The sequence below is a fragment of the Burkholderia pseudomultivorans genome (genome assembly GCF_902499075.1).
GTDB classification, from domain to species: domain Bacteria; phylum Pseudomonadota; class Gammaproteobacteria; order Burkholderiales; family Burkholderiaceae; genus Burkholderia; species Burkholderia pseudomultivorans.
This window is the reverse complement of sequence record NZ_CABVPP010000001.1, coordinates 138,684-165,293: the sequence shown is the minus strand read 5'-3', so window position 1 is coordinate 165,293 and position 26,610 is coordinate 138,684. Positions and strand designations below refer to the sequence as shown.

General features: G+C 67.6%; 18 protein-coding genes. 9 read left to right on the top strand and 9 right to left on the bottom strand.

All coding sequences use genetic code 11. The features are described from left to right. Nucleotides 1–6 precede the first annotated feature (6 nt). The 6 genes from BST28156_RS00710 to BST28156_RS00685 form a co-directional block, all read right to left on the bottom strand. Nucleotides 7–522 (bottom strand): Biofilm PGA synthesis auxiliary protein PgaD, encoded by a 516-nt coding sequence (locus BST28156_RS00710; protein ID WP_174901159.1) that lies wholly within the window; start codon nucleotides 520–522, stop codon nucleotides 7–9. After that, nucleotides 500–1,771, bottom strand: coding sequence for a poly-beta-1,6-N-acetyl-D-glucosamine synthase (gene pgaC, locus BST28156_RS00705; protein WP_060238761.1), 1,272 nt, complete (start codon nucleotides 1,769–1,771; stop codon nucleotides 500–502). The genes BST28156_RS00710 and pgaC overlap by 23 nt, the downstream gene beginning before the upstream one ends. Next, nucleotides 1,768–3,858, bottom strand: a complete 2,091-nt coding sequence (gene pgaB / locus BST28156_RS00700; RefSeq protein ID WP_174901158.1) for a poly-beta-1,6-N-acetyl-D-glucosamine N-deacetylase PgaB — start codon at nucleotides 3,856–3,858, stop codon at nucleotides 1,768–1,770. Before pgaB ends, pgaC begins: the two co-directional genes overlap by 4 nt. 17 nt (nucleotides 3,859–3,875) lie before the next feature. Next, on the bottom strand, nucleotides 3,876–6,218 hold the full coding sequence (gene pgaA / locus BST28156_RS00695; RefSeq protein WP_174901157.1) for a poly-beta-1,6 N-acetyl-D-glucosamine export porin PgaA: 2,343 nt from the start codon (nucleotides 6,216–6,218) through the stop codon (nucleotides 3,876–3,878). Between the two features lie 122 nt (nucleotides 6,219–6,340). Further along, the gene (locus BST28156_RS00690) at nucleotides 6,341–7,138 is read right to left on the bottom strand and encodes a hypothetical protein (RefSeq protein ID WP_060238748.1); all 798 of its coding nucleotides are present in this window, start codon (nucleotides 7,136–7,138) and stop codon (nucleotides 6,341–6,343) included. Between the two features lie 76 nt (nucleotides 7,139–7,214). Next, complete coding sequence (locus tag BST28156_RS00685) at nucleotides 7,215–7,637, bottom strand: hypothetical protein (RefSeq protein ID WP_174901156.1); 423 nt, start codon at nucleotides 7,635–7,637, stop codon at nucleotides 7,215–7,217. 1,228 nt (nucleotides 7,638–8,865) lie between these two features. Between BST28156_RS00685 and BST28156_RS00680 the strand changes: the two genes are divergently transcribed. The 7 genes from BST28156_RS00680 (at nucleotide 8,866) to BST28156_RS00650 (ending at nucleotide 20,071) form a co-directional block, all read left to right on the top strand. Further along, nucleotides 8,866–10,281, top strand: coding sequence for a circularly permuted type 2 ATP-grasp protein (locus tag BST28156_RS00680; RefSeq protein ID WP_060238743.1), 1,416 nt, complete (start codon nucleotides 8,866–8,868; stop codon nucleotides 10,279–10,281). 64 nt (nucleotides 10,282–10,345) lie between these two features. Continuing rightward, nucleotides 10,346–11,287 carry an alpha-E domain-containing protein gene (locus BST28156_RS00675; protein WP_060238739.1) on the top strand — a complete coding sequence of 314 codons (942 nt, stop codon included), beginning with the start codon at nucleotides 10,346–10,348 and terminating at the stop codon, nucleotides 11,285–11,287. 8 nt (nucleotides 11,288–11,295) lie between these two features. After that, nucleotides 11,296–12,282 carry a transglutaminase family protein gene (locus BST28156_RS00670; protein WP_174901155.1) on the top strand — a complete coding sequence of 329 codons (987 nt, stop codon included), beginning with the start codon at nucleotides 11,296–11,298 and terminating at the stop codon, nucleotides 12,280–12,282. Nucleotides 12,283–12,373: 91 nt separating this feature from the next. After that, nucleotides 12,374–15,808, top strand: a complete 3,435-nt coding sequence (locus BST28156_RS00665; RefSeq protein ID WP_174901154.1) for a transglutaminase family protein — start codon at nucleotides 12,374–12,376, stop codon at nucleotides 15,806–15,808. Nucleotides 15,809–16,011: 203 nt separating this feature from the next. Beyond that, nucleotides 16,012–18,618: a circularly permuted type 2 ATP-grasp protein gene (locus BST28156_RS00660; RefSeq protein ID WP_174901365.1), complete on the top strand. Its 2,607-nt coding sequence runs from the start codon at nucleotides 16,012–16,014 to the stop codon at nucleotides 18,616–18,618. Further along, entirely contained in the window at nucleotides 18,612–19,667 is a 1,056-nt protein-coding gene (locus tag BST28156_RS00655; protein ID WP_174901153.1) for a transglutaminase family protein, read from the top strand. The genes BST28156_RS00660 and BST28156_RS00655 overlap by 7 nt, the downstream gene beginning before the upstream one ends. Nucleotides 19,668–19,798: 131 nt before the next feature. Beyond that, nucleotides 19,799–20,071, top strand: coding sequence for a hypothetical protein (locus tag BST28156_RS00650; protein ID WP_174901152.1), 273 nt, complete (start codon nucleotides 19,799–19,801; stop codon nucleotides 20,069–20,071). Nucleotides 20,072–20,090: 19 nt separating this feature from the next. On the opposite strand, the gene BST28156_RS34615 is transcribed toward BST28156_RS00650, so the two are convergent. The 3 genes from BST28156_RS34615 to pip form a co-directional block, all read right to left on the bottom strand. Continuing rightward, entirely contained in the window at nucleotides 20,091–21,581 is a 1,491-nt protein-coding gene (locus BST28156_RS34615) for a phenylacetate--CoA ligase family protein (protein ID WP_052102297.1), read from the bottom strand. Further along, nucleotides 21,578–22,642: a nitroreductase family protein gene (locus BST28156_RS00640; RefSeq protein WP_174901151.1), complete on the bottom strand. Its 1,065-nt coding sequence runs from the start codon at nucleotides 22,640–22,642 to the stop codon at nucleotides 21,578–21,580. Before BST28156_RS00640 ends, BST28156_RS34615 begins: the two co-directional genes overlap by 4 nt. A 161-nt stretch (nucleotides 22,643–22,803) precedes the next feature. Next, nucleotides 22,804–23,736, bottom strand: a complete 933-nt coding sequence (pip, locus tag BST28156_RS00635; protein ID WP_174901150.1) for a prolyl aminopeptidase — start codon at nucleotides 23,734–23,736, stop codon at nucleotides 22,804–22,806. A gap of 310 nt (nucleotides 23,737–24,046) precedes the next feature. Between pip and BST28156_RS00630 the strand changes: the two genes are divergently transcribed. Continuing rightward, a complete protein-coding gene (locus BST28156_RS00630) occupies nucleotides 24,047–25,198 on the top strand; it encodes an acyltransferase family protein (protein WP_174901149.1) in 1,152 nt (383 codons plus the stop codon). A 244-nt stretch (nucleotides 25,199–25,442) separates the two neighbouring features. Then, the gene (locus tag BST28156_RS00625; RefSeq protein WP_174901148.1) at nucleotides 25,443–26,570 is read left to right on the top strand and encodes an aminotransferase class V-fold PLP-dependent enzyme; all 1,128 of its coding nucleotides are present in this window, start codon (nucleotides 25,443–25,445) and stop codon (nucleotides 26,568–26,570) included. Nucleotides 26,571–26,610: the final 40 nt, after the last annotated feature.

Genomic DNA, 26,610 nt, shown 5'->3' with positions numbered 1-26,610 from the left:
GCCGTCTCATGCGTTGTGTCCCGTTTCGCCGGTCGTCCAGTCGCGGGGCTGCGGCTCCGCATGGGCGATCCATTCGATGCCGCAAATCGATCCGTTCGCGTCGTGCGACGCGACGAGTATCCGCGTCGCACGCGCGGCGCTGCGCCGCCGCGTGCTCTGCAGGCTCGCCGGCACCGAGCGCACCTTCACGCTGGCCGAGCGCCGCAGCATTTTCGATACGCGCAGCCGATAGGCGAGCGGGTGCACGACGCGGCCGGCGATCAGCCACGTGACCAGCAAACCCGCGATCAGCGCAATGCAGGTCACGTAGAACACCAGTTGCTCGATCGGCATTTCCGCCTGGTTGAACGGCAGCAGGTAGCGATACGTGTAGATGCAGATCGACGCCCAGACGGCGCCGACCAGCGCAGGTCGCACGAAGCGGAACCAGGCGACGAGCACGAACCCGGCGATCCCGCCGCGTTCGGCCATCATTTCGCGCGGCGTGCGCAGGGACAGGTCAATAATCGGTGCGTTCTTCATGTTGGATGCCTCGGTCGGGACTGACCCATACGGCCCGCTTGCCACGCCCCCGCAGCATCACGGCGGGCAGCGCGATGACGGTGGTGATCATGCTGATCAGCCAGAAAGCGACGGGATACCAGACGGTATCCAGGAAATACATCAGCAGTTTTTCGTCGTAGCGGCGATCGATCATGCTGCCGATGATCAGTTGCAGGATGCAGGTCGCGACCAGCAGCATCCCGTGCCAGTGCGGCACGACGGACACGTGCCAGTTCTTCGGCAGCGGATAGATGACGCCGATCAGCGCGAGCAGCAGGATGAACGACATCGCGTATGCCCATGCGATGCCGATCAGGTATTCGACGAACAGCGGCCACATCATCATCTGCGTGGGACGCGCAAGCGTGCCGGCATACTTGAGCAGCACCTGGATGCCGCCTTTCGCCCAGCGCAGCCGCTGCCGGTAGAGCCCCTTCAGCGTCTCGGGCATCAGGATCCAGCTCAATGCGTGCGGCTCGTAGACCACGCGCCAGTCGCGGCACTGCAGCTTCCAGCTGATGTCGATGTCCTCGGTCAGCATGTCCGAGCTCCAGTAGCCGACGTCGGCGAGCGCGGTCTTGCGGAACATCGTGACGACGCCCGACACCGTGAAGATGCGGCCGTACACCTGCTGCGTGCGCTTGATCAGCCCGACGATCGACGAGAATTCGCCGACCTGCATGCGGCCGAGCAGCGACGTGCGCGTACGGATGCGCGGGTTGCCGGTGACGGCGCCGACGCCCGGGTCGGTCAGGAAATGCTCGAGCATCCAGCCGACCGCGTCGTGCGCGAGCAGCGAATCGCCGTCGATGCAGAGCAGGAATTCCGCATTCGATACCGCCGCCGCGGTGGTGAGCCCGACCGCCTTGCCTTCGTTGCGCGCGTGGTGGATCACGAGCAGCCGCGGAATCTCGGCGGCCAGCTCGTTGAGGATCTCGCCGGTGCGATCCTTGCTGCCGTCGTTGACCGCGATGATGTCGTAGTTCGGATAGTCCATCCCGTTCAGGTGGCCGATCACGCTGCGCGCGTTGGCCTCCTCGTTGAAGCAGGGCACGACGATCGAGATCTTCGGGATGCCGCTCGCCGCGATGGTCCGCGCCGACAGCTCGCGGCCTTCCTCGAGCAGGAAGTAGTGCACGACGCCGCCGATCATCCACAGGTACGACATGAAGAACGGGTAGTAGAAGACGAAGTCCTGCAGGCGCGTGATGATCGTATGGGTGGTCATGGCGTCTTCGTCCCCTGCTGGCGATGCATCTGCATCAGCGCGTTGATCGAGGTCGGATCGAGTCGCGACTTCAGCGACATCACGTCGCGCATCGCATCGAGGGTCGGCTGGTCGTGCAGGTAGTTGTCCGGGTAGTAGCCGAAGTTCACCGCGCCGAGGCTGCGCAGCCGCCGCATCTGCGCGAGCAGCGTGCTGGCCGGCACCTCCTTGCGCGCATGCCAGTCGTACGCCTGCAGCTCGAACACGGTGCGCGAGAAGCCGCGCGGTTTGCTCTTGACGACTTCGACGAGCCGGTCGAGCCAGCGGTCGGGGTCCGACGCCTGCTCCATGTAGGGCATCGCCATCAGCGCGACGAAGTCGTAGGCCGCGAGGAAATCGTCGTAGTTCTGCGCGTACCACGCTTCGGATTCGGGCTTCAGCACCGGCAGCGCGAACATGTTGCGCGCGGTCAGCACGTCGCCGGCGTTCTGGTTCGCCAGCACGATCTGTTCGAGCTGCCGTGTCAGGTTGATCAGGTAGCGCGTCTTCTGCCGCGTCCAGCGGCTCATCAGGTCCGGGGTCGCGCGAATCTTGCCGATGTCGGCCGGCAGCCCCCACTGCGCATACGCGCGCAGCGCATGGCGGCCGGCGTCCTCGTAGTCGTCGAGCACCGCATCGTCGCTGAACAGGATGCCGCCGAACGACGCGTACTTGCCGAGATCCTCGTAGATCTGTTCGATCACCAGGCGCGCATCCGGATCGAACGGGCTCAGGCGGAACACGCGCGTGCCGTTCTCGCGCGCGGGCGCGCCGCCGTACGCGCTGACGGCTTCGAGCCCGCGGTGCTTGTCCGGCGGCGGCCGGAACGCGAGCACCGGCATCCATGCGTAGACCTGCACGTTGGCGCGCGTGCTGAGCTGCCATGCGGCGCGCGAGAACAGGTCGGCGCGCATCGGCAGGTGGCGGTTCGGAAAATACAGCGCCTCCGCGACGCCGGTGCCTTTCGGATCGGCGAACGCCTGCAGGTACACGGATTTCGGCTGCATCCGGTAGATGCGCTCGATCAGGCCGCCGAGGTTCTTTTCCTGTTGTGCGGGGTTCGGATCGTAGACCTGGTCGAGATCCACCTGCACGACGCGCTCGGGCACGTCGACGTCGCCGCGGTTGGTCGCCGGCTCGCGCATCGACCGCTCGAAGCCGCCGATGTCGACGTCGTACATCATCAGGATTCGCCGCAGGCGATCGAGCGGCACGTCGGGCGTGTTCGGGCCGGCGTCGAGGCTGAACTGGATGTCCATGCCGAGCGACGTCGAGATCTTGCGTACGGGCTGGTTTTCCGCGCCGTACGGCCAGACCATCGAGCGCGCGACGATGCCGGTGCGGTCGCGAATCTGCTGGATGCAGGTTTGCAGGTCGTTGTGCACGCGCGCCTCGAACTCCGCATCGGTCTCGTAGCGCTTTTCATCCTCCAGATACAGATGGGAGGTGGTGGCCGGCAGCTCGTTGCCCTGCGGGTTCGCGACCGCGCCGTGATGGAGGTTGTGCGTGTGGCAGGCAAGCTCGACCAGATTCGACGAGCCGATCTTCTTCACCTCGTCCCACGACATGAAGTAGTCGCGCGGCATCTCGATCTTGTCGCTGATGCGGATCGGCGCATTCGGCGGCGCGTCGATCCACGCGGTGACGATGCCCATCACGGCCGGATACTGGAAGCGCTCGAGCAGCGGCAGGACTTTCGTGTAGTGACTGCGATAGCCGTCGTCGAACGTGAGCAGCACCGAACGCGGCGGCAGCGGCTTGCCGCCGTGCCGCGACGCCTCGATCTGCTTGACCGTGACGGTGTGGTAGTTGTTCGTCTGCAGCCACGAGAAGATCGCGGTCAGCGTGCCGGTGTCCACTGCATACGGGTCGACCATCGCGTTGTTCGAGAAGCTCGCCAGCAGGTTGTCGCGCACGTCGTGCATGCAGATCACGCGAAACGTCTTGCCGTCGGCCGGGTCGGACGGCGGCAGCAGATCGATCATCCTGGCCTTCGTCACACCCGGAAACAGCGAACAGGCGGCAAACGCGCCGAGGCATCCGCACATGAAGGTCCGTCTGGATTGCATGAAGTGAACTCCTGTTGCTAGAACGGCAGGTTGACCGACATGAAGCCGGTTTCGGAGCGTTCGCGCTGGCCGTCGTACGCGTGGCTGCCGACTTCGACGCCGTAGCTCAGCGTGATGTCGTGCTTGAAGGTCCACGCGTGCTCGAGGCGCGCGCTCCACAGCGCGCTGGTGCCGAAGCCGCGCTCGTTGTATGCACCACCGGACACCGAGATGCGCTGCTGCAGCGACATGTCGCCCTTCTTCCACATCGTCAGCTGGTGCATCACGGTCGCCGCGGCGGCATAGTCGCGGCCCGGGCTGAAGTAGGACACGTCGTTGCGCGTGTTGCTGTCGGTGCCGAGATCCAGCGATACGTTGACGAGCTGGTTCGCGGACGTGTACACGCGCTGCGTGGCGGTCGCGGCAATCTCCTGATGCAGGTTCGAATCGCTGTAGCGGCTCACGCCGTAGCTCAGCTTGACCTCGCGCCGGTCGTTCTGGCGGTACACGACCTCGACGTTCGCGGTGCGGCCCCATACATGCGCGGCATAGGCTTTCCATGGCAGCGAGTTGTCGTTGGTGTCGAGCGAGCCGCTCACCGTCCAGTAGTCGTTGAGCGCGTAGGCGATCGAACCGCGGCCGCCGGTGCGCCGGTCCGAGCCGAACGAGCGCGTGACCTCGCCCATGATGGTCAGCGGCCCGTGCCGGTAGTCGCCGCCGACGCCGGTGCGCGTCCGACTGACGTCGCCGCTGTCGGTTTGCGCATGGCCGTAGAACGTGTGCGAAAAGACCCGCCAGTTGTCGCCGAACGGTTGCGAAAACACGTAGCTGTCCGACGTGAACGCGTTGTCGGCCAATGCGCTGTTGCCGTGTTCGTAGCTGAGGTCGGTCGTGAACACGGGGCTGCGGTACGCGTTGTAGTCGCGCTTGAACTGGCGCACCGCGCCGCTGTCGGGAAACGTGTTGTCGAAGGTCTGGTTGACGCTGCGTGCGGTCGCGTAGTCGTCCGCCGCGAGCGACGCGCGGCCGAGCCCGGCGAGCATCTCAACGCTGTCGGGGTGATCGGTCAGCGACGCGCGGTACATCGCAATCGCCTGACGCGGATGCGACTGGCCCGAAACCGCGTCGGCGTGCGCGGCGCGGACCTCGGCGTTGAACGGCACCTGCTTTTCGAGCTGTTCCAGCGCGGCGATGCCTTCGTCGACGTGGCCGGTATTGATCAGGTACTGCGCGCGCAGCCGGTAGTAGCGCAGGTAGTCGTCGTTCGCCGGCCCCCAGGTGTTCACCTGGCCGGCCGCCGGCAGCGACTTGCCCATGTCGTCGAGCACCTTGCCGGCGTCGCTCGCGCGGCCCTGGTCGATATACGACCAGAACAGGCCTTCGCGCAGCTCGATCGGGCGCGTGCGCGCGCCGTACTGGAAACCGCGCGTCGCGTGATCGGTCGGCGACGCGGTCGCCTGCGTCAGTGCGCGCTGATAGACGACGTTGGCTTTCCCCGGTTCGTTCAGATACAGATAGGCGTCGCCGACGGCCGCCAGCGCATCGACCGAAATCTCCGCATCCGGCGGAATCGTTTCGAACGTCGCGACAGCCTTGTTCATGTCGCCGCGCGCGGCGTAGGCGACCGTCCGGTCTCCGGCGAGCGAGGTCCTGACCGCCGAATACTCGGGCGTGGCCGGCATGCGCCGGTCGAGGTCGTCGGCGGCGCGCAGCGCGCTGTCGAGGCCGTCGAAGCGATCGGCGCTCGTCATCGAGCGCGACTTGTCGCGGCCGCCGCGCACTTGCTGGCGAATCGACAGTTCTTCCAGTTGCGCGAGATCGACGGCCGAGAACGCGTCGGGTCGCGCCTTCGCTTCGTCGAGCGCCTTGATCGCGCCGCCGCTCGCGGCAAGGCCGAACACGTCGTTGCGGATGGTCTCGCGATCGGCGGTGCGCAGGTTCGGCGCCTGCGCGTTCGGGGTTTGCGCTTCGGGCTGCTGCGCACTCGACGGCGGCGAGCCGGGCATCGGCGTCGTCGACGGCGGCGTGCCCGGCATCGCGGCGCCCGGCGCGGGCACCGCGGGCATCGTCGGAGCGGGCACCGACGGAGCGGGCGTCGCGGCGCCCGATGCCTGCGCAATCAGCGTCGGGGCGTTCGGCGGCTGAGCGTCGGCGAGCGCGGCAAGCTGCGTCGGGGCGCCTGCGGTCGGCGTGTCCGAAGGCTTGGCATCCGGTGCGCCGTTCGTTCCGGCGATCTCGCTTGCACCGCCCGATTCGGTGTCGCCGTCGGCGGCGAAGCAGGAGCCCGATGCGACGAGCAGCAAGACGAGCGGCGCATGCAGGAGGATCCGCCGGGTGGGCGGCGCGACGGTGGTGCATTGTTGTTCACGATTGTTAGCCACGGTGTGTCCTCACTTGGTGAAACGATCACCTCGGTTAGAAACGATCACCTCGGTGCACACCCGAAGAGGTTCGCCGCCGATCGGCGCCGGTCCGGGAAAAAGGCCCGGCGCGCCCGGTCGCTTTACAGGCGATTGCGGATCGCCTGCCCCAGCAGCGCACGCGATTCGCTGTTCCTCGGGTCGATGGCGAGCGCCCGGCTCGCGTTCTGTTCGACACAGCTCCATTCGCTGATCTGTGCGCACCAGCGTGCTTTCGCCAGTGCCCGGGCGCCTTCCAGTTCCTCGCGGGTGACGCTGGCCGTCTGCAAGCGGGGTGCGTCGTCGTTGAACGGCTGCGGCCTCGGCGTGACATCCGGAGGTTTTCTGGCGCTTGCGAACGCCGCCGGACGCGACGTGCGATGCGTGTCGTCCGGCCGCGCACGGACGCGGCCGTGGGCCGGTGTCGAATGCGTATCGGCGGCCGTCGTCAGCGGCCGCGCATGCGACGCCCGCGCGTGCTTCGCGGTGGCGTGATACGGGGGTTCCGGATTGGCCGCGAGCGTGGCCGGCGGTGCGGCCGAGGTCGCCGCCGCCGATGCGTACGACGATACGGTCGGCGTCGGCGACACCGCGGCCGCGGGCGGCGCGGCCTGCGGCACCGTTGCCGGCGGCTCGCTGCGCGTGGCGGTGCCGATCGCGTCGGAGGCGCCGGAGGCGGCCGTCACGATCGCGTGGCGGTATTGCCCGATCGTGTTCCCGATCAACCTGGACAGATCGTGCGTCACGTCGCCATGGCCGACACCCACGTCTCGCTCGACATACGCGAAGACGCCGAAGATCGCGGCAAACGCGACGAAGCTGAGTGCCGCATTCTTTCCCGGACCCCATGAGGGCTTCGGCTGGCGCATGGGGTTGTCGTCAGGTCGTTCTGCACGAGTCATTCAAGGTTCCTCGCTTCGATGAGCTTGCGGTGGGCGGTGCGATCGGGCGCGCCCGACGCTCGGCTTCAGGCGGGACTCACCATCGCAGCTGCGTGGTCAGTGCGCCGGTTTCGACGATCGCGAACTGTTCGGCACCCTGATAGGTGCCCTCGATCCGGTAGCTCGCCTCGGGGACGCTGAACAGGCAGCGCGATCCGGACGCGTTGAATTCGACGAGCACGCGGCCGTGGCGTCGCAGGCGCACCTGCACGTTCGCAATCGGCTGGCCGGTCTTGGCCGACGCAAACGACACGCCGAGGTTGTATGGGCGCCCGTCGGGCGGAAGCGGTGCGGTGCCGTCGATCTGCGCGTCGCCGCAGACGTACGAGATCACGTAGCGACCCGTATTCGCATCGGATGCGGGTGCCCGCACAGGCGTCTGTGCAGCCGCATTCACGCACAGCGCGGACAGGGCAATGCCTAAAAACGGGCGCGTCTGCGTTCTAAACGAAGATGACATTCCAGCCTCCGTCCAAAATGAAATCATTCGCAATATTTATTCCGCTTCGGAATTTACCGTCGTGCTTCTTCGAGACACGCTATTGATACACGATGGATTTTGAACAAACAACCGCGTGTGGCATGAGTGGGACGCCACAAAAGATCCTATTTAAATAGGATTATGAAAGGTCTGTTGTTTGTCTTTAATGCTGAAGAAAGTCGATATTGCCGACATCGGAGCGCGCGGGCCGGTAGCGATGATCCTGTACGTAATATTTGACGGCAGTGGTATCTACATTCGTGCCGAAAATAACGACTGAGGAAATGAATTTTTTGCCTCTGTGCTCGCACGCAATTATAGGATGCAGGTTGCAGTTGGATCGATTTAAAAAAGAGGGTGCGAAGTTTTGGTCATATATGTCGGTTACAAGTAAATGGAAACTTTTATTTTGTTCTGTAACAGGGTATTTCTTTTTTCAAAGCAGAACGATTATTCGGGGTCGAGGCGAAACGAGTAACGAGTACGATTCGGACTCGCAAACGTTTGTTTGTTCGATGATATCGATCGCGGGTGCGGCGCGATCGCGGAACGCATGCGATGACGGGCATTGCGGACGGTGGCGAGTGACGACACGGGCATACGTTCGAGCGCGCAGCGCACGGTCGAACGAACGCGTTACGTGTGATGAACACGCGTGGCGCAAGCAATCGATCGTGCCGGCGCAGAGGCGTATTGCACGGCATCGACTGCGTTTATCCGGCAACCCGGACTAACCCGCATTCGATCGCATGGCCGGGTTAACACGAGGGCGACGCGTGTCCCGAACGCGGCCGGGTGCGTTGCGTCGACCGCCGTCCTTTCGACATGTCCCACGCGTCGGACACGTGCGTCTCGAAGCGGCGATGCCGCGCAGCGACCCGCGCGGAGCAAAGGCCGCGTCGGGATGCACGGCGCGCGGAACGACCGATCGCAGCGACGGCGCGGCGCGGATTTGGTGCAGTGCAGATTGCATATTCGTGACACGCGGGAGAACTATGCTCGACAAGCGCGGCGTAGCAACGGCCGTGCGCGATCGCGGGGCATCGCTGCCGCGATCGGCGTCGCGCGCTGCACCGTCGTGGTGCGATGTGACGGGCCCGCCACGGCCCGAGACGGGGGTATCGAAAGGCACGCTACTTGCTTGGCAGTCGTTACGCCGGTCCGGCATGCGCAATGCCGGGGAAAACGATCGATGGAGAAAAGATCGATGAAGCCATTCGATGAAATGTTGCAATCCGGCGAGAGTGTGAGGGCGCCTTATGCGCGTCTCAAACAGTGGCTCGATACGCAGAATCCCGCGAGCCTCGCCCAGAAGGCCCACGACGCGGAAGGCGTGTTCCGCAGGACGGGCATCACGTTCGCCGTGTACGGCGACGCGCAGGCGGCCGAACGGCTGATCCCGTTCGACATCGTGCCGCGCATCATCTCCGGCGCCGAATGGAGCCGGTTGTCGCTCGGCATCGAGCAGCGCGTGATGGCGCTCAACGCGTTCCTCGACGACATCTACCACCGCCAGGAAATCGTGCGCGCGGGGATCGTGCCGAAGCACCTGATCGCGCACAACGACGCGTTCATCCCGGAGATGATCGATTTCCGGCCGCCGGGCAACGTGTACACGCACATCATCGGCGTCGACATCGTGCGCACCGGCGAGAACGAGTTCTACGTGCTCGAAGACAACGCGCGCACGCCGTCCGGCGTGTCGTACATGCTGGAAAACCGCGAGACGATGATGCAGCTCTTCCCCGAGCTGTTCCAGCAGGTGAAGGTGCGCCCGGTCGAGACCTATCCGCAGATGCTGCGCCAGTCGCTCGCGGCCGTGTGCCCGCCGGGCGGCAACGCGGACAACCCGACCGTCGCGGTGCTGACGCCCGGCATCCACAATTCGGCGTACTACGAGCATTCGTTCCTCGCCGACCAGATGGGCGTGCATCTCGTCGAGGGCAGCGACCTGCAGGTGATCGACGGCCGCGTCGCGATGCGCACGACCGAAGGCTTCCGGCCGATCGACGTGCTGTATCGCCGCGTCGACGACGCGTTCCTCGATCCGCTCACGTTCCGCGCCGATTCGGTGCTCGGCGTCGCGGGGATCATGGACGTGTACCGCGCGGGCAACATCACGATCGCGAACGCGCCCGGCACCGGCATCGCCGACGACAAGGCGATCTATTCGTACATGCCGGAGATCGTCGAGTTCTACACGGGCCGCAAGGCGCTGCTCGAGAACGTGCCGACCTGGCGCTGCGGCGAGGCCGACAGCCTGAAGTACGTGCTCGACCATCTCGACGAACTCGTCGTGAAGGAAGTGCACGGCTCGGGCGGCTACGGAATGCTGGTCGGGCCGTGCGCGTCGAAGGCCGAGATCGACGCGTTCGCCGCGAAGCTGCGTGCGCGTCCCGCGAACTACATCGCGCAACCCACGCTGGCGTTGTCCACGACGCCGATCCTGACCGAAGCCGGCCTCGCGCCGCGCCACGTCGACTTGCGGCCGTTCGTGCTGGTGTCGGACCGGATCCGCATCACGCCGGGCGGGCTCACGCGCGTCGCGCTGAAGGAAGGATCGCTCGTCGTCAACTCGAGCCAGGGCGGCGGCACCAAGGACACCTGGGTGCTGGCCGACTGAGCCGGAGGCGACTGCGCGCGCCGTCCGCGGCGCGCGAACCGAACCAACACGGAGTGGACACGAGATGCTTCTGGGACGCACTGCGAGCGGTCTCTACTGGATGTACCGCTATATCGAACGCGCGGAAAACATCGCGCGCATCGTCGATGCCGGGCTGCGCATGGCGCTGACGCGCACGGCCGACGCGCCGGCCGAATGGTCGTCGGTACTGGTCAGCTCGGGTGCCGACGACGGCTACCGGCAAAAGTACGACGCCTACGCGGCCGACACCGTGACCGACTATCTGCTGCGCGATCTCGACAATCCGTCGAGCGTGCTGTCGTGCATCGAGGCCGCGCGCTCGAACGCACGGATGGTGCGTACCGCGCTGACGCGCGAGGCGTGGGAGAGCGTGAACGGCGCATGGCTCGCGCTGCGGCGCGCGTTCGCGCAGCCGGTGCCGGAGGGCGATCTGCCGGCGGTGCTCGACCAGGTGAAGCGCGAAACCGCGCTGATCCTCGGCAGCTTCTACAGCACCATGCTGCGCAACGAGATCTTCGATTTCGCGCAGATCGGCGCATTCATCGAGCGGGCCGACAATACCGCGCGCATCATCGACGTCAAATACCACCTGCTGCTGCCGTCGGTGTCGCACGTCGGCACCATCCTCGACAACTACCAGTGGGAGACGATCCTGCGCTGCGTGGCCGCGCACCGTTCGTACCGCTGGGTGTACGACGTGCAGTACAAGCCGCTGAACATCGCCGACTACCTGATCCTGAACGGCCGCATGCCGCGTTCGCTGCGTTATTGCTACGGGCGCGTCGTGTCGAGCCTGAGCCTGCTCGCGAAGGATTACGGCGTGACACATCCGTGTCACGACACGGCCGCGAAGATCCTGCAGATGCTGTCCGACAACACGGTCGAGCGGATCTTCAAGAGCGGCCTGCACGAATTCCTGACCGACTTCATCGGCCGCAACAACAGCCTCGGGCTCGAAATCGCCCAGGCATACAACTTCGACTGAGGCCCGCCATGCGACTCGCCATCCGACACATCTCGCGTTACCAGTTCGACGATCAGGCGGCCCATGCGCTGCAGCGGCTGCGGCTGCGCCCGCAGTCGGGCCCCGGACAGACGGTGCGCGCGTGGCAGGTCACGATCGACGGCGTCGAGCCGGCGCTGTCGTATGCCGACGGGTTCGGCAACCGGATCGATCTGGTGCGTCACGATCGCGGCGCGAAGGCCGATATCGTCGTGGTCGCGGCCGGCGTCGTCGAGACGCAGGATCGCGCCGGCATCGTCGGCCATCCCGAAGGCTATGCGCCGCCGTGGATCTTCGAGCGCGAGACGGCGCTCACGAAAGCGGGCGACACCGTGCGCGCGCTGGCCGACGCGCTGCCGATCCCGCCGCACAGCCTCGACGCGCTGCACTGGCTGATGACGGAAGTGCACGGCCGCATCGCGTATGCGCCGCACACTGCGGCCGACGCGCCCGTCGATGCGGAAACCGCGCTGCAAAGCGGCGAGGGCACCAGCCGCGACCATGCGCATGCGTTCATCGCGGCCGCGCGCGTGCTGAAGATTCCGTCGCGCTATGTGTCGGGCTACGTGCTGGCCGACAGCGCGATGCAGCGCATCGCCGACGCGAAGCAGCAGGCGGGCGACGACGCAGAGGCGGCGCTCGCGCTGCAGATCGGCGACGGCATGCAGCAGGCGCTCGGCGCGTCGCATGCCGCGCAGTCGCAGTCGCAGTCGCAAGGACTGCCGCCGGCCGCGCTCGGTGCGCAGCCGCAGGCCGCCGCGCTGGCGCAGCAGCCGGCCGGCCACGCGTGGGCCGAGGCCTATGTCGAAGGGCTCGGCTGGGTCGGCTTCGATCCGTTCATGAACCGCTGCCCGGACGAGCGCTACGTGCGCATCGCGGTCGGCCTCGATTACCGCGACGCGCAGCCCGTGACGGGGCTCGGCGCGAGCGCGGTCGGCGTCGAGATCAGCGTCGTGCAGTCGCCCGAACTGGTCTGACGCGCCCCTTCGCCGAATTCGCCGCGCCGCCGCGTTCGTCCCGACGACGCGGCACGCGCGGCCGGCCCAACCCGAACCGAGCGGCTCTCCCATGCCCATTCACGTCGCGCTGCATCACACCACCCGCTACCGCTACGACCGGCTCGTCAACCTCGGTCCGCAGATCGTGCGGCTGCGCCCCGCGCCGCACTGCCGTACGCCGATCGTCGCGTATTCGATGACGGTCGAGCCGGCGCAGCATTTCGTCAACTGGCAGCAGGACCCGTTCTCGAACTATCTCGCGCGCCTGGTGTTTCCGGAGCGCACGCGGCACTTCGAGATCACGGTCGATCTGGTCGCCGAGATGTCGGTGTACAACCCGTTCGACTTCTTCCTGGAAAGCAGCGCCGAACGCTATCCGTTCCAGTACGACGAGGCGCTGAAGACCGAGCTTGCGCCGTATCTCGCCTGCGATCCGGCGACCAGCGCGTCGCCGGCATTTCGCGCGTATCTCGACGGCGTCGATCGCACGCCGGCCGGCACCGTGGATTTCCTGGTCGCGCTGAACCGGCAGCTGCAGCACGACATCCGCTATCTGGTGCGGATGGAGCCCGGCGTGCAGACGCCCGAGCAGACGCTCGAACTCGCGTCGGGATCGTGCCGCGACAGCGGCTGGCTGCTCGTGCAGCTGTGCCGGCATCTGGGCATCGCCGCGCGCTTCGTGTCGGGCTACCTGATCCAGCTGACGCCCGACGTGAAATCGCTCGACGGCCCGAGCGGCACGTCGGTCGATTTCACCGACCTGCACGCGTGGTGCGAGGTCTACCTGCCCGGCGCGGGCTGGATCGGCTTCGATCCGACCTCGGGCCTGCTGGCCGGCGAAGGGCATATCCCGCTCGCATGCACGCCGCAGCCGACCAGCGCGGCGCCCGTCGAAGGGCTGATCGACGAATGCGAGGTCGCGTTCGAGCACGAGATGACGGTCACGCGCGTGTACGAATCGCCGCGCGTGACGAAGCCGTATACCGATGCGCAGTGGGACACCGTGCGCGCGCTCGGCACGCAGGTCGATCGCGCGCTGGCGGCCGGCGACGTGCGTCTCACGCAGGGCGGCGAGCCGACCTTCGTGTCGATCGACGATCGCGACGGCGCGGAGTGGAACACCGATGCGCTCGGCCCGACCAAGCGCGGCTACGCGACCGAACTCGTGCAGCGCCTGCGCGCCGAATACGGCGACGGCGGCTTCCTGCATTTCGGGCAGGGCAAGTGGTATCCGGGCGAGCAGCTGCCGCGCTGGGCGCTGTCGATCTTCTGGCGCGCGGACGGCCAGCCCGCATGGAACGATCCGTCGCTGTTCGCGGACGAGCGCGAGCCGTCCGCCCATACGACCGACGACGCGAAGCGCTTCATCGACGCGCTGGCGGCGCGCCTGAACCTGACCGACGAATTCATCCGGCCCGGCTACGAGGACGTGTGGTACTACCTGTGGCGCGAGCGCCGGCTGCCGGTCAACGTCGATCCGTTCGATTCGCGCCTGGACGACGAGCTCGAACGCGCGCGGCTGCGCAAGGTGTTCGAACAGCGGCTCGACAGCGTGGTCGGCTACGTGCTGCCGATCAAGCGCGTCGAAGACGGTTCGGGCGGCGCTCGACCCGCACTCGACGGCCCGCGCTGGCAGACGGGCCCGTGGTTCTTCCGCGACGAGCGCATGTACCTCGTGCCCGGCGATTCGCCGATGGGCTATCGGCTGCCGCTCGATTCGCTGCCGTGGGTCGCGCGCGGCGACTATCCGTATCTGGTCGAACGCGATCCGTTCGCGCCGCGCGATGCGCTGCCCGATGCGGCCGCGTTCCGCGCGCGCTATGCGGGCGCGGCCGACGCGCCGCGCTATCTGACCGGCGTGCATCGCGAGGCGGCCGCGCAGACCGTGATGCAGTGGCGCGACGACGGCGCCGCCGGCGGCGACGGGCGGCCGGCCGCCGAGGATGCGCGGCGCCGGCCCGAGCGCTTCGAGTCGGCCGCGTGGATCACGCGCACCGCGCTGTGCGTCGAGGCCCGTAACGGCGTGCTGTACCTGTTCATGCCGCCGCTTGCCGCGCTCGACGACTATCTCGAGCTGCTCGGCGCGATCGAGCTGACCGCGCACGCGCTCGGCGTGAAGCTCGTGCTCGAAGGCTATCCGCCGCCGCGCGACGCGCGGCTGAAGGTGCTGCAGGTGACGCCCGATCCCGGCGTGATCGAGGTGAACATCCATCCGGCATCGAGTTTCGACGAACTCGTCGACCAGACCGAATTCCTGTACGACGCCGCCTGGCAGTCGCGGCTGTGCAGCGAGAAATTCATGGTCGACGGCCGTCACGTCGGTACCGGCGGCGGCAACCACTTCGTGCTCGGCGGCGCGACGCCCGCCGACAGCCCGTTCCTGCGCCGCCCGGACCTGCTCGCGAGCCTGATCGCGTACTGGCATAACCATCCGTCGCTGTCGTACCTGTTCTCGGGGCTGTTCATCGGGCCGACCAGCCAGGCGCCGCGCGTCGACGAGGCGCGCAACGATCAGCTGTACGAACTCGACATCGCGTTCGCGGAGATCCAGCGCAACAAGCTGCTGTACGGGCAGGACATGCCGCCCTGGCTCGTCGATCGCGTGCTGCGCAACCTGCTGATCGACGTGACCGGCAATACGCACCGCAGCGAATTCTGCATCGACAAGCTGTATTCGCCCGACTCGCCGACCGGCCGGCTCGGCCTGCTCGAACTGCGCGCGTTCGAGATGCCGCCGCATGCACGGATGAGCGTCGTGCAGCAACTGCTGCTGCGCGCGCTGGTCGCGCGCTTCTGGCACGCGCCGTACACGACGCCGCTGACGCGCTGGGGCACTGCGCTGCACGACCGCTTCATGCTGCCGGCCTTCCTGAAGATGGATTTCGACGACGTGCTGGCCGAGCTGCGCGACGCCGGGTTCGGCTTCGATCCCGCGTGGTTCGCGCCGCACTTCGAATTCCGTTTTCCGCTGTTCGGGCAGATCGCGGTGAGCGGGATGGCGCTGACGCTGCGCGGCGCGCTGGAGCCGTGGCACGTGATGGGCGAGGAGGGCGCGGTCGGCGGCACGGTGCGCTACGTCGATTCGTCGGTGGAAAGGCTCGAGGTGCGCGTGACCGGCTTGAACGACAACCGGCACGTCGTGACCGTCAACGGCCGCGCGCTGCCGCTGCAGCCGACCGGCACCGTTGGCGAATACGTCGCGGGCGTGCGCTACAAGGCGTGGTCGCCGCCGTCCGCGCTGCACCCGACGATCGGCGTGCACGCGCCGCTGACCTTCGATGTCGTCGATACGTGGCTCGCGCGCTCGTTGGGCGGTTGCCGGTATCACGTCGCGCACCCGGGCGGGCGCAACTACGCGACCTTCCCGGTGAATGCGTACGAGGCCGAGAGCCGCCGGCTCGCGCGATTCGTCGCGATGGGGCACACGCCGGGACGGATGGAGGTCGTGGCGGCCGCGCCGAGCCGCGAATTTCCGTTCACGCTCGACCTGCGGCGACCCGGGTGACGGGCGCGATCGCGATGCGCGGCGCTCGATCTTTCCGCCTGCCAGTCGGTGGCTGCCTCGCCGGAGTGCTAGGATGCCGGCAGACCGCCCGCGTGCGCGGCGGCGGGCCGCCGGTGCAGCCGCGCGCGCGGGCGATCGCCCTCTGACGACGGAACGCTATCGTGCCGCCCATTCACCCCGACGATCTCGCCGACACCGACGCGATGCCCACGCTCTTCGATACCGGCGCGCAGCCGGACGCGGCCGAGCTGGCCGCCGCGCTTGCCGCGCCGGCGGCCGCCGGCCGCTACGACGAACTGCGCGGCAGCGTCGCCGGCCTGCACGCGCCCGCGCTCGCGCCTGCGTGGCGCAGCTTCTTCACGTCGATCGGCAGCGACGGCGTCGCCGATCTCGACCGCCGCGCGGACGCGCTGCACCGGCGCATGCGCGACAACGGCTTGTTCTACCAGCTGCACGAGCAGCGCGCCGGCGACGGCGCGGCCGGACCGTGGTCGCTCGACCTGCTGCCGCTGATCGTGACGCCCGAGGACTGGGTCGCGATCGAGCGCGGCGTGCTGCAGCGCGCGCGGCTGCTCAACGCGACGATGGTCGACCTGTACGGGCCGCAGACGATCCTGCAGCGCGGGCTGCTGCCGCCCGCGCTCGTCACCGGGCATCCGGGCTACCTGCGCGCGATGCGCGGCGCACGCGTGCCGGGCGACACGTGGCTGCACGTGATCGCGTTCGACCTGGCGCGCGGCCCCGACGGGCAGTGGCGGATCGTCGCGCAGCACACGCAGGGCGCGGCCGGGCTCGGCTATCTGCTGGAAAACCGGCTGATCGTGTCGCGGCTGTTCCCGCGCGGCTTTCGCGGGCTGCGCGTGCAGCGGCTCGCGGCCGCGTACCGTGCGCTGCTGGAGAGCCTGCAGGCGCTCAGCCCGACCCGCCGGAATTCGCGGATCGTGCTGCTGACGCCCGGGCCGCACAGCGCGGCTTATTTCGAGCATGCCTATCTCGCGCGCTACCTCGGCCTGACGCTCGTCGAGGGCGGCGACCTGACTGCGCGCGACAACCACGTGTTCCTGAAGACGCTGCGCGGGCTCGAACCGGTGCACGGGATCCTGCGGCGCGTCGACGACGCGTGGCTCGATCCGCTCGAACTGCGCCCCGATTCGCTGCTCGGCGTGCCGGGGCTGCTGCAGGCCGTGCGCGCGGGCAATGTGCTGCTCGCGAACGCGCCGGGCTCGGGCTTCCTCGAATCGCCGGGCGTGCTCGGCTTCATGCCGCGCCTCGCCGAGAGCCTGCTCGGCGAAACGCTGACGCTGCCCGCCGTGCACTCGTGGTGGTGCGGCGAGGCCGCCGCGTGCGACGACGCGCTGCCGCAGCTCGCGCGCGGCATCGTGAAGGCCGCGTATCCGCCCGAGGTGCAGGACGGCGGCCCGTTCGAGCCGGTGATCGGCTCGCGGCTCGCGCCGGCGCAGCTCGCCGAATGGCGTGCGCGGATTCTCGCGCGCCCCGAGCACTATACGGTGCAGGCCGACCTGCCGCTGTCGCAGGCGCCGACCTGGCCGGGGCGCGACTCGCCGGACGGCGACGGCGGCGCGCGCATCGTGCCGAAGCCGCTGCTGCTGCGCGTGTTCGCGCTTGCCGACGGCGCACAGCGCTGGCGCCTGCTGCCGGGCGGGCTGTCGCGGGTCGGCACGCGCGACGCGCTGTTCAACGCGCCGATGCCGCGCGGCGGCAGCACCGTCGACACCTGGGTGATGACCGAAGGCATCGTCGATTCGACGACGCTGCTGCAGACCCATCTCGGCCCGGACGATCTGGTCGGCCCGCCGCGCGCGATCGCGAGCCGCGCGGCGGAGAACCTGTTCTGGCTCGGCCGCTACACCGAGCGCGCGACCAACCTGATGCGGCTCGCGCGGGCCGCGCTCGAACGGCTGCGCGGCGAGGACGACGTCGACAGTCCCGCGCACCTGGAGCTGATCGACGTGCTGTGCCGCGATACCGGACTGCTGAGCGCTGACGCGCCGAACGCCGTCGATGCGCCGCGCGCGTTCCAGCATGCGCTCGCGACGTCGCTGACGCGCGGCGCCGACCGCACGTCGGGAATTGCATCGTGCCTGTTCGGGATGCGGGCGGCCGCTGCGGCGATCCGCGAGCGCCTGTCGACCGAGCAGTGGCGGCTGATCGACGATGCGACGCAGTTGTTCGCGGACAGCGCCGATCATCCGGAAGCCGAGGAGCAGATCGGCAACGAGGCGCTGCAGCTGCTGGAGCGCCTCGGCCTGCTGCTCGGCGCGATCACTGGCGCGCAGACCGACAACATGACGCGCGACGACGGCTGGCGGCTGCTGTCGATCGGCCGGCAGATCGACCGGATGGATTTTCTGTGCAGCGTGCTGAAGTTCGCGTTCGACGAGGGCGCCGTGCACCGGCAGGACGGCTTCGAGCTCGTGCTGGAACTGTTCGACAGCACGATCACGTTCCGCTCGCGGTTCCAGCGCGGCTTCGACGTCGCGCCGCTGCTGTCGCTCGTGGTGCTCGATACCGACAACCCGCGCTCGCTCGGATGGGTCGTGCAGGCGCTGCGCGGGCGGCTGACGAAGGTCGAGCGCAGCGAAGGCTATGCGCTGTCCGAGCTCGCCGAGACGATTCCGGACGTGCCGTCGTGGTCGCTGCACGAGCTGTGCGAGACCGGCGAGGACGGCCGGCACGACAAGCTGCTCGCCGCGCTCGACACGGCCGCGAAGGCGGTGTGGGAGCTGTCGAACCGGATCGGCGAACGCTATTTCAGCCACGTGCGCGAGGCGGGCAGGACGCTATGGTGACGACGAAAGCCGCAGCGAAGACGCCGCCTGGTGTCGGCGACGGCCGGTCGGGCGCTGCATCAACCGGATCAGCCGCATCAATTGCCGCATCGCCGTCCGCCGGGCCGGGCCGGTTGCTGCGCGTCACGCACGATACCGAATACCGATACGCGGCGCGCGTCGAATCGGCGCAGCACCAGGCGCGCCTGCAGCCGCTCGCGACGCCGCGCCAGCAGGTGCTGTCGTTCGCGCTCGACATCGAGCCTGCGCCGGCATCGGTCGGCACCGAGCTCGACGCGTTCGGCAATGCGCGCGCGTCGTTCGCGCTGAACCAGCCGCACGACGCGCTGCTCGTGCGCAGCCGCAGTACGGTGCGCGTGACGCCGCCCGCATGGTCGCTCGGCGCGCGCGGCGCGCCGCCGCCGGCGATCGCGCGGCCCGACGCCGCCCGCGCGACCGCGTGGGAAGCCGTGCGCGACCGGCTCCGGTTTCGCGCGGGGCAGCCGTACGACGCCGCGAGCGAATTCGTGTTCACGTCGCCGCACGTCGCGTGCGATCCCGAACTCGCCGCGTACGCGGCGGCCAGCTTCACGCCGCAGCGGCCGCTCGTGCAGGCCGCATGGGACCTGATGCGTCGGATTCACGCCGATTTCGCGTATACGCCGAACAGCACCGACATCACGACGACGGCGCTCGATGCGCTGCGCCTGCGCCAGGGCGTCTGCCAGGATTTCGCGCACGTGATGATCGGCTCGCTGCGCTCGCTCGGGCTGGCCGCGCGCTACGTGAGCGGCTATCTGCTCACGCAGCCGCCACCGGGGCAGCCGCGGCTGATCGGCGCGGATGCGTCGCATGCATGGGTCGAGGTCTACGATCCGGCGTGGCCCGAGGACGGCGGCTGGCTGCAGCTCGATCCGACCAACGACCGCGCGCCGGGCGACGACTACGTGATGCTGTCGATCGGCCGCGACTATGCGGACGTGACGCCGCTGCGCGGCGTGATTCGCGGCGGCGGCGCGGACCAGGAACTGAAGGTCGGCGTGACGGTCGAGCCGCTCGACGCCGCGTAATGCGGCGTGGCCGTCAGCATTCGCCGTTTAAGTCTTCGTTAATACTGCCGGCCTAGCATGATGAGGCAGGCGAACGGACCGGACCGCGGTCCGGCGCCGCGCCTCGTCATTTCCTTGCTACGGCGGCAACCATGATCAAGCATTTCGACTACACGCTCGACAACGAAACGATCGCGCTGTGCGCGAGTTTCGGCGCGGGGCCGGCGCTGCGCCGCGTGCTCGTCAGCCGCGCGGATTCGATGGAGACGCTGGTCGTGCTCGATGCGCGCGGGCTGTCCGGCTTGCTGAAGGTGGCGACGGAAGAGCCGGAAGGGCTGCTCGACGAGGCGATCCGCAAGGTGGGCGACGAGCAGCTCGTCGAGCGCGCGATTCGCGGCCGCACGATCGTCGAAGCCGCGCTGTGATGCGCCGCGCACCTTCGCGTCACGCGATGTACTTGTTCTTGATGCGGATGTCGCGCCCGCGGAACGGGCCCGTATCGTGGTCGTGCAGATGCACGACCAGCTGCGCCGGATCGAACAGCCTCGACACCTCGCGAAAATCCTGATTCACGCGCTTCAGGCCGTCGAACAGCTCGGCATGCAGCCGTGCATCGTCGAACGGCATGCGCGCGTCGCCCGACGCACGTTCGAGGTGGACATGCAGGAAGCTCGTCAGCTGCGCGTCCTCGCTCGTCGCGAGCTGGAACGTGCTGAAGGCCTCGTGCAGCGCGGGCGATGCGGACAGGATCTGCTCGATGTCGGACGGGAACACCTTCGAGCCGTAGAAAGGCACGCTCGAATCGTTGCGGCCATACACGAACAGGAACGGGAAATAGCTGGTCCGCGGCGCGAAGTCGGTCAGCCGCAGCCCGTGTTTCGACAGGCGTTCGTTCAGCGCGCGGAACGCATAGGTGCCGCCGGAATCGCGAATGTTGTAGCGGATCTTCGGCGCCGCGCCGGACTGCCGGCCGATGGTGACGAGCAGTTCGCCGTCGGCATTCGTCTCGATCACGTAGTCGAGCGCGTTGTACTGGAAGATCATCGGCGGCGTATCGCGGCCGAACAGTTCGCGGCACAGCTCGGGGCGACCCGACAGCAGGCGGCGCAGGCCGATCGTCGTCGGCGTCTCGACGCCGATGTTGATTTCGAGGTCCGACGCGCCGTACGACGAAATCACCGTGTTCGCCTTGCGCAGCAGATGATCGCGCAGCGCTTCCGACAGCCCTTCGCCGCCGACGATGAAATCGATGTGATACGCGCTCAGGTCGATATCGCATTCGTCGACCACCGAACGGATGAACGGCGGGTAGCCGAAGATCAGGTATTGATATTTCGGCCCGAACAGCTTCAGCGTGTTGATCAGCTTGAGCCGGTCCGGCCCGATCGACTTCATGATGCCGACGTCGACGAGCGACATCGATACGTTCATGCCGGTTGCCCACGGTCCGAGCGCGAAGCAGTTCAGCAGGATCTTGCCGGAGTCGCGAAACACGAGCTGATAGTTCAGCTGCAGGATGCGCTTGACGTCGCTGCGTTCGGCCGCACTGCGCACCCAGTTGTTGGGCTGGCCGGTCGATCCCGACGATTCGTCGATGACGACGCCCGACTTCGGAATCGCGCCGCCGTAGCAGCGCTGCTCGATCGAGTAGCGCTTGATGTAGTTTTCCTTGGTCATCACCGGCACGTCCGACAGCCGCCATTTGCCGCGCGCGTCGTAGCCCTCGGCCTCGAGGAACGCGATGTACGCCGGGCATACCGCGCTCGCCTTCAGGAAGGCCATGCGGGCGCGCATACGGCCGACGTGGGCGAGGAACGGCTGGAATACCGGCGCGTTGAGGAATACGTACAGGCGTCCGTCGAGGCTGATCAGTCGGCGAAGGAACCACAGCGTCCACAGGACGGCGTCGAGACAGAGACGATAGAGCGTGTTCATGCGGGCATCGGCGAGAGGGACGGGGTGTCGACGAGGATGTCGGCGAGCGTGCGGCGCTGGCTTTGCGGCGGCGTGCGCGAGTAGCCGATCTTGAAGATCAGCCATGCGCGGTCGATCTGCGTCTGCGCGCTGAACCATGCGGCCGCATCGGGGTTCGTGACGAGGTTGCCGTACGGATGCAGGTACAGCCCCAGGCTCGTCAACGCGAGCCAGAAGCGCAGCAGGAAACGGCCCGAGTCGATCGCGTTCGCGGGGTTGAAGAAGTCGCCGCTCAGCACGCCGATCGCGGGCACGTGACCCAGTTGCCGGCGATACCGGCGCTTGAAATAGAAGCGCGTCGGCGCGAACAGCAGGATTTTCGACAGATGCGCAGACAGCCAGAACTCGCCGCGCGACAGGTTCATGCAGCGCCAGTCGAGGCCGTCGCGATGGCGGCGCGTCGTGCGTTCGCTGTAACGGAACCACGCGGTGATTTCGTCGTGATAGTGCGCGACGTTCATGTCGTGGAACACGGCGTCGATGTTGGTTGCAATGATCGGCTCGATGCGCTCCGCGCCCGACAGGTGCGTGTAGCGATGCCCCCATTCGTCGGCCAGCGCCGCGAGCTGCGTGACCGCCGCCTCCGGCACCGGCGTCGGGTCCATCGACAGCCGCGACGTGCGGCGCGCCATCATCAGTTCGGACGGATCGTCGCGCGGCGCGTCGGCGGCAGCCGGCACGAGCCGCAACGAAGCGAACGGAATCAGGCCGGGCGGCGTGGGGCGCGACAGCATCTCGGCGAATGCGTCGACCGGGCGATGGAGCTGCGATTCGACGCGCAGCCCGTGCGGCGCCGCGAGCAGCGCGATCGCCTCGATGAACATGCCCATCGCGGACAACAGGAACGCACCGGTCGTGTCTTCTTTCGGCAGCGTGCGCGCCCCGTCGACGAACAGTTCCGCGCGATCGGCGGAAATCAGCTGCACGCGCCACGGCTGCACGTTGTGAGGCGACGGCGCATGGCGCGCAACGGACAGGATCGCCCGCCAGACGGCGAAGTCTGCGGCGGAATTGCCAGACATATCTCTCGGCCCTCTATTGTTTTTTCTTCGTGGGCCGCCGTCGTTGCGAGCGGTCCCGGATTCCCGCCACCGTGGCGGGAACGCGCTCATCTTACCTGAGCGGCGATCGCGCGTGATCGCGGTTGCGCCGCCGTGCGGCCCGACGTCGCCGTGCGGCGAACCTAGCCGGCAAAGCGGTCCGTCGCGGCGAGCAAGGCCTTCAGGATGCCCGGTTCGTTGTAGGCATGTCCGGCGTCGGGCACGATCTCGAAGGTCGCTTCGGGCCACGCCTTCGACAGGTCCCACGCGGTGCGCGCCGGCGTCGCGACATCGTAGCGGCCCTGCACGATCGCGCCGGGAATGCCGGCCAGGCGATGCGCGTCGCGCAGCAACTGGCCTTCGTCGACGAAGCCGCGATTCACGAAGTAGTGGTTCTCGATTCGCGCGAACGCGAGCGCGTAGTGGCCGTCCGCGAAGTGCGCGGCGAGTTCGGGATCGGGCAGCAGCGTAATCGTGCGGCCTTCCCATACGCTCCATGCGCGTGCGGCCTCGAGCTTCGCGGCTTCGTCGTCGCCCGTCAGCCGTCGATGGTAGGCGGCCATCAGGTCGCCGCGCTCGGCCTCCGGAATCGGTGCGAGAAATGCGTCCCACAGATCGGGGAACAGCCACGACGCGCCTTCCTGGTAGTACCACAGCAATTCGTCGCGACGCATCGTGAAGATGCCGCGCACGATCAGCGCGCTTACGCGCTGCGGATGCGTCTCCGCATACGCGAGGGCGAGTGCGCTGCCCCACGAGCCGCCGAACACGAGCCATTGTTCCGCACCGACCATCTCGCGCAGGCGCTCGATGTCGGCGACCAGGTGCCATGTGGTGTTGTTGTCGAGGCTCGCGTGCGGCGTCGAGCGCCCGCAGCCGCGCTGGTCGAACAACAGGATGTCGTAGCGCTGCGGATCGAACAGCCGGCGGTGCTCGGGGCTGCAGCCCGCGCCGGGGCCGCCGTGCAGGAATACGGCCGGCTTGCCGGCCGGGTTGCCGCAGCGCTCCCAGTAGATGCGGTGGCCGTCGCCGGTGTCGAGATGGCCGTGAGCGTAGGGTTCGATCGGTGGATACACGAGGCAGACTCCGAATGAGGGTGGCGTGATCGGGAGAGGCCGGCAGATGGGCCGCAAACGATGCTGCGGTGCCGCAGAGGTTCGTTGTGGGCGCATCGGCCGGCCGTGGCGGCCAACGCCCGTCATTATGCCGATTCGCCGCGCAGTCCGTCGGCGGGCCAGGGCGGGGCGGTTGCGGCGGCATCGGGAGATTTTTGACGGAATTTCATTCCGATATTTTTCAGACAAAATCGCGACGGCGTTTCCGGCCCGCCGATTGCGGATGTCCGGACGCCCCTTGCCCACTTGCCGTGCCAACGGGAACCAGCCGATGAACCCTCGCGTCAAGCAGCTGACCGGGTTGCGCGCCGTCGCGGTGACGATGGTCGTCGTCGGCCATGCCGAGCATGTGCTGCCGGGCGGCTATCGCGGCTGGTTCGCGCCGCTGCGGCTGATCGCCGACGGCCGGCTCGGCGTGCTGATCTTCTTCGTCCTCAGCGGCTTCCTGATCACCAACGTGCTGCGCGCCGAACTGGCGCGCACCGGCGGCATCGCGCTGACGTCGTTCTACGTGCGCCGCGCGCTGCGGATCTGGCCGGCCTGCTACGCGTATCTCGCGACCGTCGCGGTGCTGGCCGTCGCCGGGTGGCTCGACGTCGATCGCCGTCAGTGGCTGTATGCGGCTCTGCATCTGTGGAACTACTCGGCGTGGTTCGGGCTGACCGGCGACAACGCGCTGCATCCGGACGGCGCGTGGTATCTCGGCCACTTCTGGTCGCTCGCGCTCGAAGAGCAGTTCTACTGGTTCTGGCCGCTGCTGTTCGTGTTCGGCGCGCGTCGTCGCGGCACGCGCTGGCTGGCCGCGCTGATCCTGCTCGTGCCGCTGGTGCGCGCGGCGACCTATTTCGCGGCGCCGTCGCTGCGCGGGCAGTTGGGGATGATGCTGCACACCGGCATCGATCCGATCCTGATCGGCTGCTATGCGGCGCTCAACCAGGCGCGGCTCGAAGCGTGGATTCGCTCGTGGCGCGGCGAGTCGCGGATCGCGACCGCGCTGGTGTTCGTCGTGCTGCTCGGGATGCCCGCGGCCGAGCATCGGTTCGGCGGGTTCTGGAACGCGACCTACGGCGTCACGCTCGAAGCCGCGCTGATCGCGATCGTGATCGTCGTGCTGAACTTCCGCAGCGACTTCTGGTGCGCGCGGTGGCTGCGGGCCGGGCCGGTCGTGTTCGTCGGCACGATTTCGTTCAGCCTGTATCTGTGGCAGCAGCCGTTCGCGAATCCCGACCTGCCTGTCGCGCATGCGTTTCCGCTCGGGATCGTGTGGGCGCTGATCGCGGCGACCGCCAGCTACTTCGTCGTCGAGAAGCCGTGTCTGCGGCTGAAGGACCGCTTCGCGGCGCGCGAGGCGCGACACGTTCGGGACGACGCGCCGCGGATGCCCGTGCCGGCCGATGCGATCGGGGCGAAGGTGGTGGAGTAGGCGGGCGGTTCGGCGAAGTCTTGCAGGACGCGCGCTGCGCTTGCCGGTGCTTATCGAATAATCGCCGTTCTTGCGCCGGCTTGTCTCGATGTGCGCGCGCGACCGAAATCTCCCCAAGCGAGCCGCTTTCGTTAGAATCTGCTTTCATCGACGCAACAGGCAGACCCGGATGGGTGCACCGCAGTATCGATTCGCCGATACGGGCTGCGCCGATTACATGGGTCATCACTTACCGGAGGCGAGCGTGCCAGGATTACTTCCCGATGTCGACCGCGAGGGGCTCCTCGAATATTCGGTGGTCTACACCGACCGATCGATCAATCACATGTCGCAGCTTTTTCAGGGCGTCATGCGCGATATTTCCGCCTCGCTGAAAAAAGTCTATAACGCGAAGGCGGCCATCGTCGTCCCGGGCAGCGGCACGTTCGGCATGGAGGCCGTGGCCCGGCAGTTCGCAACGAACCGGAAATGCCTCGTCATCCGCAACGGCTGGTTCAGTTTCCGCTGGTCGCAGATTTTCGACATGGGCAGCATTCCGTCGGAGTCGACGGTGCTGAAGGCGCGTCCGGTCGAAGCCGGCCGGCAGGCCGCCTATGCGCCGGCGCCGATCGACGAGGTGGTCGCGGCGATCAAGGCCGACAAGCCGGATCTGGTATTCGCGCCGCACGTCGAAACCGCATCGGGGATGATGTTGCCCGACGGCTATCTGCGCGCGGTCGCCGACGCCGTGCATGCGGTCGGCGGGATGTTCGTGCTCGACTGCATCGCGTCCGGCACGATCTGGGTCGACATGCAGGCAACCGGCGTCGACGTGCTGATCAGCGCGCCGCAGAAAGGCTGGAGCGCATCGCCGTGCTGCGGGTTGGTGATGCTGAGCCCGCTTGCGCGCGAGCGCATCGACGCGACGACCAGCACCAGCTTCGCGTGCGACCTGCGCAAATGGCTGCAGATCATGGAAGCCTACGAGAACGGCGGCTTCGCGTATCACGCGACGATGCCGACGGACAGCCTCGTGACGCTGCGCGACGTGATGAAGGAAACCGACGCGTACGGCTTCGACAAGGTGAGGGCGGAGCAGCTCGAACTCGGCAAGCGCATCCGTGCGCTGCTGGCCGACAAGGGATTCAGGAGCGTGGCGGCCGAAGGCTTCGAGGCGCCGGGCGTCGTGGTCTGCTACACCGACGACGACGGTATCCGGTCCGGCAAGAAATTCGCCGATGCGGGCGTGCAGATCGCGCCCGGCGTGCCGCTGCAATGCGACGAGCCGGAGGACTTCAAGACTTTCCGCATCGGCCTGTTCGGCCTCGACAAGCTGCACGACGTCGACGGCGCGGTCGCGCGGTTCGCCGGCGCGCTGGATCGTATTCTCTGAAGCGGTTCCCGGGATTCTCGATCGACAAAAAAGGCCCTCG